This is a genomic window from Marinobacter sp. SS8-8, assembly GCF_030540945.1.
GTDB lineage: Bacteria > Pseudomonadota > Gammaproteobacteria > Pseudomonadales > Oleiphilaceae > Marinobacter.
In genome coordinates this window covers 1-9,246 of sequence record NZ_JASSVN010000034.1, presented here as the reverse complement: position 1 = coordinate 9,246, position 9,246 = coordinate 1, and the positions used below count along the sequence as shown (strand labels likewise).

The 9,246-nt window shown below is 49.5% G+C and carries 11 protein-coding genes; 9 read left to right on the top strand and 2 right to left on the bottom strand.

Annotated elements, in window-relative coordinates; genetic code table 11:
• Positions 1-147: 147 nt before the first annotated feature.
• Positions 148-753, top strand: coding sequence for a hypothetical protein (locus QPL96_RS18925; protein ID WP_289102769.1), 606 nt, complete (start codon positions 148-150; stop codon positions 751-753).
• Positions 754-2,508: 1,755 nt separating this feature from the next.
• A complete protein-coding gene (locus QPL96_RS18920; RefSeq protein ID WP_303288840.1) occupies positions 2,509-3,231 on the top strand; it encodes a hypothetical protein in 723 nt (240 codons plus the stop codon).
• 64 nt (positions 3,232-3,295) lie between these two features.
• Here the strand turns inward: QPL96_RS18920 and QPL96_RS18915 are convergent, their stop codons facing one another.
• Complete coding sequence (locus QPL96_RS18915) at positions 3,296-3,568, bottom strand: Txe/YoeB family addiction module toxin (protein ID WP_303288839.1); 273 nt, start codon at positions 3,566-3,568, stop codon at positions 3,296-3,298.
• Positions 3,549-3,821, bottom strand: a complete 273-nt coding sequence (locus tag QPL96_RS18910; RefSeq protein ID WP_303288838.1) for a type II toxin-antitoxin system Phd/YefM family antitoxin — start codon at positions 3,819-3,821, stop codon at positions 3,549-3,551. Before QPL96_RS18910 ends, QPL96_RS18915 begins: the two co-directional genes overlap by 20 nt.
• Positions 3,822-3,973: 152 nt before the next feature.
• Between QPL96_RS18910 and QPL96_RS18905 the strand changes: the two genes are divergently transcribed.
• From QPL96_RS18905 to QPL96_RS18875, 7 genes are all read left to right on the top strand, one after another.
• On the top strand, positions 3,974-4,195 hold the full coding sequence (locus QPL96_RS18905; protein ID WP_303288837.1) for a hypothetical protein: 222 nt from the start codon (positions 3,974-3,976) through the stop codon (positions 4,193-4,195).
• Complete coding sequence (locus tag QPL96_RS18900; RefSeq protein WP_303288836.1) at positions 4,186-4,626, top strand: hypothetical protein; 441 nt, start codon at positions 4,186-4,188, stop codon at positions 4,624-4,626. The genes QPL96_RS18905 and QPL96_RS18900 overlap by 10 nt, the downstream gene beginning before the upstream one ends.
• A gap of 1 nt (position 4,627) precedes the next feature.
• A complete protein-coding gene (locus QPL96_RS18895; RefSeq protein ID WP_303288835.1) occupies positions 4,628-6,175 on the top strand; it encodes a hypothetical protein in 1,548 nt (515 codons plus the stop codon).
• A gap of 81 nt (positions 6,176-6,256) precedes the next feature.
• A complete protein-coding gene (locus QPL96_RS18890) occupies positions 6,257-6,622 on the top strand; it encodes a glyoxalase superfamily protein (RefSeq protein WP_303288834.1) in 366 nt (121 codons plus the stop codon).
• Between the two features lie 444 nt (positions 6,623-7,066).
• The gene (locus tag QPL96_RS18885; RefSeq protein ID WP_303288833.1) at positions 7,067-7,369 is read left to right on the top strand and encodes a hypothetical protein; all 303 of its coding nucleotides are present in this window, start codon (positions 7,067-7,069) and stop codon (positions 7,367-7,369) included.
• A gap of 85 nt (positions 7,370-7,454) precedes the next feature.
• Positions 7,455-8,033, top strand: coding sequence for a ComF family protein (locus QPL96_RS18880; protein WP_303288832.1), 579 nt, complete (start codon positions 7,455-7,457; stop codon positions 8,031-8,033).
• Positions 8,030-8,590, top strand: a complete 561-nt coding sequence (locus tag QPL96_RS18875; RefSeq protein WP_303288831.1) for a hypothetical protein — start codon at positions 8,030-8,032, stop codon at positions 8,588-8,590. Before QPL96_RS18880 ends, QPL96_RS18875 begins: the two co-directional genes overlap by 4 nt.
• Positions 8,591-9,246: the final 656 nt, after the last annotated feature.

Sequence of the window (9,246 nt, the reverse complement as noted above, 5' to 3'; positions counted from 1 at the left end):
AATAAAGTGCCGGGTAACCGGCATCTAACAATTCGCATCAGTACGCGGCCTGCGGCCGCCGGACGCCCTTTACGTGGCTCCTTCGTCGCCACTCCAAGGTCGCCGCTGTGCTCCGCGTTATGCAGAAGGGACGGACGGTGCCATTGTATGAAACTACCATTTGAGCGCCTTGGAGCTTTTGTCGTTTGGTATGTTGCCCGTGACTTGCCGCTCGTTGTGGCTAAATCAGACCTCGTCAAATTCATTGATGAAGCACCATTTGACGATGCGAATCAAAGTTCAAGGTTGAAAATGGCTGTATTTATGGGCGCTGGCTACTCAGACGAAGTCTCCGAAAGCGCAGCTATTGTTACTCATGAGATTGAGCGCAGCATTAATTCCAATGGGTGGCCGTACTCATACAGATTTGAAGGAAAAAAAGCGGTCTCGGCATTCGAGGCGTATACGTCTGCATTCTGTTTCTGTAACAAAAATATAGCTTCAGAAGAGGTTCGTACGAGCATTGATGGTCATGTCTCGTATAAATTTTTTCGGTGTAAGCTCATGAGGAAGGTTGAATTGATATCCTTCTCCAAGGATATGGTAGAAAGCGTCGTTGGCCCAAGCATGGAATATTTCGTTGGTCTTGCGGGCGGTGACTATCTGTACTTTGGCGGGGAGTCGATCAAGCGGCTTTACTCGGACCTGCTTGAGCCGGTTTCTGAGAGGCCGGACTACTACGAATTATTGGCGGCATCGTATAGTCAGCGATGAGTGCGCATAGCACTTCGCACCAGCCGAGGGCAAGGCGCTACATGGCCTTCCTTGGCTAATCTGGGGGTTGGGAGGCAAGGAATGATCAGAAACGCATTTATAATTCTAGCAATCAATGTTGTCGCCAGTGGGTGTGCATATAGTATCAAAGATATTGATGTCAGTGATCTTGAGCCGTCTTGTGTTAGGGAGTGTTCTACGAGCTATTCATCCTGTGTATCCCAAGGTAATCAAGTTGGTTTTAAAACTGAAACTCTGCGGGCTTGCCGAGAGTCCTACCAGGTTTGCACAAATACATGCCCGGTAGATTAGTGCATAACAAGTGCAGGCACGGCGACGCCCTTTTCATTGCGCCTTCGGCTCCATTACAAGGGCGCGCGTGCTGCAAGCGTTAAATGCCTGGCTCCGGCGTTCTTGGGTTTGGTGTTTGGTCACTGGCTGTCAGTTGTCTTCGGGCAGAACACAGCCCTCGGTTTGGCGACGGTTTTCGCGGCCAATTCGGTGTTTGGGTCGCGGGGCCATCCGGCGTAAACATCGGGCTGTTTCCGCTTGTTCAGTGTTCTGGTTCCTAGCGCCATGGGTTGCGCTGGTGCAAAGTATCGGGAGTAGGCATTCAGCATTGGGTGCCGCAATAAATTGCCGGGCAGCTCCGGCATCTAACCAGTCGCAGCAGTTCGTGGCCTACGGCCACCGGACGCCCTTGTCAGGGCGCCGCTGTGCTTCAGCGTTAAATGCCTGGCTCCGGCGTTCTTGGGTTTGGTGTTTGGTCACTGGCTGTCAGTTGTCTTCGGGCAGAACACAGCCCTCGGTTTGGCGACGGTTTTCGCGGCCAATTCGGTGTTTGGGTCGCGGGGCAATCCGGCGCATTCATTGGTCAGCTTCCGTCCATTCGGTGTTCTGGTTCCTGGCGCCATGGATCAAGTTAGTACACAGTACCGGGAGTGGGCATTCGACTTTGGGTGCCCAAATAAGTAATCGGGTGAGCGGCCCTTAACCAGGCGCATCAATACGCGGCCTGCGGCCGCCGGACGCCCTTGTCAGGGCGCCGTTGTGCGCAGCGTTAAAGGCCTGGCTCCAGTGTTCTTGGGTTTGGTGTTTGGCTGCTATTTCAGCGGTTGCCGGCAGGCAGAACACAGCCCTCAGTCTGGCAATTGTTTTGGCCGGTAATTCGGTGCTCAGGTCGCGGGACAATCCGGCGCATTCATTGGTCAGCTTCCGTCCATTTGGTGTTCTGATTCCTGGCGCCATGGGTCAGCCTGGTGCAAGGTGTCGGGAGTGGGCATTCGACTTTGGGTGCCCAAATAAGTAATCGGGTGAACGGCCCTTAACCAGGCGCATCAATACGCGGCCTGCGGCCGCCGGACGCCCTTGTCAGGGCGCCGTTGTGCGCGGCGTTAAAGGCCTGGCTGTCGTGTTCTTGGGTGTGGTGTTTGCGGCCGGTTTCGGTGTTTGGCCTCGGCAGAAAACAGCCCTCAGTCTGGTAGTGGTTTTGGCCGGTAATCTGGCATTCAGGTCGCGGGGCTATCCGGCTTTACCTCGGACAAAACCCGCCCATTCAGTGCCGTGGTTCCTGGCGCCATAGTTCGAGTTAGTACACAGTACCGGGAGTCGGCATTCAGTACTGGGTGCCAATACAAAACAACGGGTAACCGGCCCTTAACCAGTCGGTCAACCGGACGCCAAAAGCGTGGCGCTTTTGGTTCCCTCCGCTGACGCTCCGGCGCCGGTTACCTCAGCGTTATCGAGGGTGGATTCGTGAGCAAGAGTAGAAAGCACGAGATTGCTTCACAAAAAGATGTTCCTCTCTTAACACGAGGGTCTCTTTTATATGGTGATTCAACCTCAACGAGATCTCTGGTTTTAGCGCTACCTTACGTGGGTAGTGCAATCGATTTGATTCTGAGCAAAAGAGGGCAGGAATTCGTCCAAAAGCGTACCGAAATTTTCCTTGAGGAGATCGGTCGGAGATTAGAGAAACTCGAATCATGCACCATAGAAAAGGACGATGAAGAAGGTTTTTTCGACCTATTCCAAGCTGCGTATGAGAACGTGGTGAGAACAAGATCTGAAGAGAGAATTAAAAGATTTGCTAGACTGGTCGGAAACTGCCTTGGGGGTGATCGGCAGTGGGATGAAACAGAAGCGGCGGTTCGCCTAATCTCAGATTTAACTGATACCCACATAAAAATTTTGACAATTATTACAACACTACGGGTATCTGAAAGAGAGAGTTTTGAGGGGCTCAGGATCATATCTGTCACTGAAAATAAAATTATTGATGATGTGCCTCCCTTAATTGACAGTCTTCCCTATCTGTCTGAGGCCGCCTTAAAAATGTATTGCTCTGAACTCATTTCCAAGGGGCTACTGCATGATGAAGGAGTGGGTAGATGGAGCACTGGCTCTCTCGACCTTCTAGTGCCAACGCCCTTGGCTGATTGGCTGCTCGACAAGATCGGAGAGTACGACGATCGATAACCAATGCGTCAACGGGACCGCTTTGTTCCGCTGCCGCTCCACAAAACGGCCCGTTACGCCAGCGTTAGGGCTGGTCGTAGTGCCCTCCAATGGCGAAAATGTAAATGGCTTTGTCATCGAATCGGTATACGAGCCTGTCCTTCTGTGAAATGCGTCTTGACCACAATCCTGACAGATTGTGTTTGAGCGGTTCAGGCTTGCCGGTGCCAGTTGATGGGTCCTCCGAGCGAATCATTTCTTTCAGCAGTTTGCAGAGGGCTTTGTGCAGCTTCTTGTCTTTTTCGCGCATCTTTTCATATGCTTCCCAAGTGCCACCCTCAAATACCAGTGATCTCATTCATCTGCTCGTCATTAGGTGTGTATCCCTGGCCACGGCTGTGAGTACCGAGAGAAGCCGCAATCTGTTGCATCAGGTCTCGACTCTGAAGGACATGCAGGGTTTCTTGCTCTCTTTCCCAGTCTTCAGCACTCATAACCACGAACGCCTCTCCGGCACGACGCGTCACCTTGAGTGGCTCATGCCTGCTAACAACTTGCTCTACAAGGCTTTTCAGGTTATCCCTGAATTTGTTCACACTGATTATGTCCACAAAACCACCGTTATGTACGGAAACTCCGTACAAATATATCGGAGAAGCCCTAACAAATCAATCAAGTTCATTCCGGCCCTTCGGGCCTCCATCGGACGCGTTTACGCGCGCCGCTTATTTTGGCGTTATGTACAACCCACACCAGAGGTAACATGAAGAAAGAATTAACTATTGATCAGCTTGGCAAAGAGGCTGCGAAATTCGCGGAAATTGAGACCAAGTATGACGAGCCTACGCTATATGGCGTTACTGACGGAAAGGCGGTCGGAACATACCTGGAGCACAAATTTACAGCCTACCTTGCTGAGAACTACTCTTATCAAGAGGCAACTCTGCATCGGGCATTGATTTGCCAGGGTTGGGTGTGGATATAAAGGTTACAAGCATTAAACAGCCTCAATCGTCGTGCCCTTTCAAGTCGGCCACTCAGAAAGTTTATGGGCTTGGATACAGTCTGCTTGTATTTGTCTACGAGAAGTATGACGATCACGAGAATCGCACTGGCAGGCTGGATATGAAGCACACGATTTTCGTTGAAAAAGAAGCAACCGCTGATTACCAGACCACAAAAGGACTTGTAGAGATTCTCAATAGAGACGGAAATCTTGATGATATCAGCGCATTTTTAGTCGAAAGAAATCTTCCGCTCGACGAAATTAGTGCAAATGAACTGGCAGAGAGAATCCTTAAACATCCGCCCAGGATTGGGTATTTAACTATATCTAATGCTTTGCAATGGAGGCTTCAATATCGAAGGGTTATCGACAAGGCTGGTGACGTCGATGGCGTTCTAAGGATTAGATGATATGGCAAAGACATTAGACAAATGGCAATTTGGTGATTTTCAAACTCCAAGCAACCTAGCCACGCGTGTCGTTGAGGTTCTAAAAAAGAATCATCACATTTCGCCTGATTTGATAATTGAGCCAACTTGCGGAAAAGGCGCATTTGTGAGAGCTGCTTTAAGTGGTTTCACTGAATCGAAAATCGTAGCGTATGAAGTAAATCCAGAGTACGTTTCGGATACTAGAGCTTCAATTGAACCAAATCACGCCGAACGGGTTTCTATTAACCAAGGTGACTTCTTTCTATTGGATTGGGAGGAAGTGCTAAATCAAAATACAGGCAGCCTGTTGATTCTCGGTAATCCGCCATGGGTAACTAGCAGTGAATTAGGCATTCTTAATAGCGAAAATCTGCCTGAAAAAACTAACTTTCAAGGGCGCCGTGGAATCGAGGCTATAACAGGTTCAGGTAATTTTGATATATCTGAATGGATGCTTCTTCGTCATGTTGACTGGCTGGAAAAGCATGATGGCGCGTTGGCAATGCTATGTAAGTATTCTGTCGCGCGTAAGATTATGCGTAAGTTACGCCAGAACAAGGAGCATCGTCTCTTTGGGCACATCTATTCAATTGATGCGATGAAATACTTCTCGGCTGCCGTTGACGCATGTTTGTTTGTTCTTACAACCGATATAGGCAATGCGGATTGCGAGGTTTTTGACAGTCTCGAGTCAACTGACCCAGCCTATATCATTGGGGAGAGGGATAGTTTTGTTGTCAGAGATATTGAGACCTATGAAAAATACAGAAGTCTCCGCGGGCAAGATTCAGTCTATATTTGGCGCTCAGGGCTAAAACATGATTGCTCGAAAGTTATGGAGCTAGCCAAGCAGAATGACGCTTATGAGAATGGCTTCAAAACTAAAGTAGATATTGAGTCGACATTTGTTTATCCGCTTCTGAAGAGTTCTGATATTGGTAACTCAAGAACAGATATTTGCAGACGCTGGGTAGTGGTTACCCAAAGATCTGTAGGTGAAAATACAGATAGAATAAAATCGGAGGGGCCTAAAACATACAAATATCTCGAGAACCATGCTCATCTATTAGATTCTAGAAAGAGTTCGATATACCGTGGAAAACCAAAGTTTTCCATTTTTGGTGTGGGGGAATACACTTTCCTTCCTTGGAAAGTGGCGATATCAGGGCTATACAAAAAGCTGAATTTTTGTCTAGTTGGTCCAATTGATGGAAAGCCTGTCATCTTCGATGACACCGTCAATTTTCTTTCATTTAAGACAGAGGGTGAAGCGAAATTTATACACTCTCTCCTTATGTCTGAGCCAGCTAGAAAGTTTTACGATGCGAGCATTTTTTGGGAAGAGAAGAGACCAATTACTGCTGAAATACTAAGGCGCCTTTCCTTAAAAGAAGTGGCCAAATATTTAGGTTTGCTGCATAAATATATGGAGTATGTAGAATCTAGGGAGACGGCAAACTCTAATGGTCAACTTAGTCTCGGAATTGCCGAGAAGACTACGAAATACCAGCGTGCAAGCAATACATAACAAAGCGCTGCACTCGGACAATTTTTCCGCTGCGCTCCAAAATTGCCGGTGAGCGCGGCGTTATGTGTAAGGAGAGCATGGATGCAATTTCAAGCCATCTCAATCATCCGAATCTTCGATGATGCTAAGGCCAAAGAGTTTTACCTGGGTTTCCTCGGCATGTCGCTGGATTGGGAGCATCGATTTGAGCCGGGCCTTCCGATCTACTTTCAGGTTTCTAGAGGTGATCTGGTCTTTCACCTCAGCGAGCACTCGGGAGATTGTACTCCCGGTTCTAAAACCTTTGTGAACACTGATGAGCTTGAAGCTCTGCACAGCGAATTGACTTCAAAAGGCTACAGGTACTCTCGGCCAGAAATTACGACTGCACCTTGGGGCGATAGGGTGTTCGAAGTGATAGATCCGTTTTCAAACAGAATTTTGTTCAATGAACGCCCAAACACATAACCAGTCATTGCAGTTCGTTCCGGCCCTGATGGGCCTCCACCGGACGGCCTTTTCTGCGCTTCGCTACGCAAAGGCCGCCGCTGAATATTGGCGTTAAAGGCCTGGCTCCAGTGTTCTTGGGCGCGGTGTTTGGTGTCGGTTCCGGTGGTTGCCTGCGGGCGGAAAACAGCCCTCAGTCTGGTATCGGTTTTGTCAGCCAATCTGGTGTTCAGGTCGCGGGGCCATCTGGCGCATTCATTGGTCAGCTTCCGTTCATTTGGTGTTCTGGTTCCTGGCGCCATGGGTCAAGTTAGTACACAGTACCGGGAGTGGGCATTCAGCTTTGGGTGCCCAAATAAGTAATCGGGTGAGCGGCCCTTAACCAGGCGCATCAATACGCGGCCTGCGGCCGCCGGACGCCCTTGTCAGGGCGCCGTTGTGCGCAGCGTTAGTTGCAATATGGCCATGAACGATATCGATTTTAGAGTTCTGCTTCTCGTTTCGGCTGGCTGCTTTTTATTAGGTTTGGCAATAGATTACTTCACTGGTTTGCACTGGCTTCCTGCGGGCCTTTTTGTTTTGTCTGCTGTTTGGTTCAACGGAGTAGTTGCCAGCATAGAAGATCGCCAACCGGGAGGCTGGGATCATGTCGGGAATGACAAGCCGATACCTGATGCCGAGTTTAAGAAAATGCTAAACATGCAGAAACTCTGCACTCTTATTATCTTTGTCCTTGCGATTTTATCGCTTGCGTTTACAAGCAACTAACCATGTGGTCAACGGGACGCCAACTACGCGTTGCTCCGTTGGCGCCCATTACCACGGCGTTAGAAGGTAAAGGAGACCTTTGACGATGACGATAAAATTAAAAGGGAACTGGAAAAATGGATTTGCTTTCGATGTTCACACCCTTAGCAGCACTTACCTCGGTGTAAACGAATTTGGTCACGATCAGTGGGAAAATACCAGGAGCGAAATCGGTGAGCTTCTGTATCAACTGAAGTATCGTTCTGATGCGACGAAGGTGCAGAAAATCGTTGAGCTACTAGATAAAATTACCGGAATAGAAACAATGGATTACATTATTCCTGTTCCTTCTAGCAACCATGCTCGACCAGTGCAACCTGTTGTAGAAATTGCTCGGGCACTTGGTGTTCGCCGGGAAGTTCCCGTACTGGAGGGTATTCTGTGCAAGAGTGTTGGCGGGCCTGAGCTAAAAAACGTTACAGATACCGAGGAGAGAAGCCGACTGCTGGAGGAGCGCTTGTACCTGGAGCAGTGTGATGATCTCAAGGGGAAGAATGTTCTTTTGATAGATGACCTCTACAGGTCAGGTGCAACCTTAAAAGCTGCAACGAAGCTTCTATATGAGCGCGCAGAAGTGCAGAATGTATATGTTCTCACTATGACCAAAACCAGGAGCAATCGATGACTAGCGTTTTCATTGCTGGCTCGCGAAAGCTTAGCCGACTGAATGAACAGGTCCAGAAACGCCTAGAGAATGTAATGGCTGGTTCCTATATGGTTTTGGTAGGGGATGCTAACGGAGCGGACAAAGCTGTCCAGAAGTTCCTCTTTGAACGAAACTACCGCAATGTAACCGTCTACTGTTCGGGCAGCGTTTGCCGAAACAACTTGGGTAACTGGGAGGGTCATCACGTTGAGGTAGACCCGAAAATAAGCGGTCGGGACTTTTACACCAAAAAAGACATCGAGATGGCCGCGGTCGCGGATTATGGGTTGATGATATGGGATGGAAAAAGCCCGGGCACGATCAATAACGTGTTAGAGCTCGTAAAAAGAGATAAAAAGGCTCTTGTTTACCTATCCTCTTTGAAGCAGTTCTTAGCCGTATCCTCGCTTGAGGATATCAACCAGCTTATGAGTCACTGCTCAGACGATGATTTCAAGCTAATAACCCGCAAGACTGGACTCAATTCAAAGCTAAGGGACTTAGCCCAATCCAATCAGCACGCTCTCGGCTTCTAACCAGTTGTTCCAGTTCGTTCCGGGCCGGAAGGCCCTCCACCGGACAGCCTTGTCGCCGCTTCGCTCTGACAAGGCTGCCGCTGAACAATTGCGTTAAAGGCCTGGCTCCAGTGTTCTTGGGTTTGGTGTTTGGCTGCTATTTCAGTGGTTGCCGGCAGGCAGAACACAGCCCTCAGTCTGGCAATTGTTTTGGCCGGTAATTCGGTGCTCAGGTCGCGGGGCAGTCCGGCGTATTCATTGGGTGGTTTCCGCGCATTCGGTGTTCTGGTTCCTGGCGCCATGGGTCAAGTTAGTACACAGTACCGGGAGTGGGCATTCAGCATTGGGTGCCAAAATAAGTAATCGGGTGAACGGCCCTTAACCAGGCGCATCAATACGCGGCCTGCGGCCGCCGGACGCCCTTGTCAGGGCGCCGTTGTGCGCGGCGTTAAATGCCTGGCTCCAGTGTTCTTGGGTTTGGTGTCGGTTCCGGTGTTTGGCCTCGCAAGTAAACAGCCCCCCGGTTCGGCTAAGGTTTTAGCCGCTATTCCGGTGTTCAGGTCGCGGGGCAATCCGGCGCATTCATCGGGTGGTTTCCGCGCATTCGGTGTTCTGGTTCCTGGCGCCATGGATCAAGTTAGTACACAGTACCGGGAGTGGGCATTCAGCATTGGGTG

Bases quoted from the DNA above. Each gene is read 5' to 3' on its own strand.
- QPL96_RS18895 (WP_303288835.1), top strand. From the start codon at position 4,628: ATGGCAAAGACATTAGACAAATGGCAATTTGGTGATTTTCAAACTCCA.
- QPL96_RS18905 (WP_303288837.1), top strand. From the start codon at position 3,974: ATGAAGAAAGAATTAACTATTGATCAGCTTGGCAAAGAGGCTGCGAAA.
- QPL96_RS18890 (WP_303288834.1), top strand. From the start codon at position 6,257: ATGCAATTTCAAGCCATCTCAATCATCCGAATCTTCGATGATGCTAAG.
- QPL96_RS18915 (WP_303288839.1), bottom strand. From the start codon at position 3,568: ATGAGATCACTGGTATTTGAGGGTGGCACTTGGGAAGCATATGAAAAG.
- QPL96_RS18880 (WP_303288832.1), top strand. From the start codon at position 7,455: ATGACGATAAAATTAAAAGGGAACTGGAAAAATGGATTTGCTTTCGAT.
- QPL96_RS18875 (WP_303288831.1), top strand. From the start codon at position 8,030: ATGACTAGCGTTTTCATTGCTGGCTCGCGAAAGCTTAGCCGACTGAAT.
- QPL96_RS18925 (WP_289102769.1), top strand. From the start codon at position 148: ATGAAACTACCATTTGAGCGCCTTGGAGCTTTTGTCGTTTGGTATGTT.
- QPL96_RS18885 (WP_303288833.1), top strand. From the start codon at position 7,067: ATGAACGATATCGATTTTAGAGTTCTGCTTCTCGTTTCGGCTGGCTGC.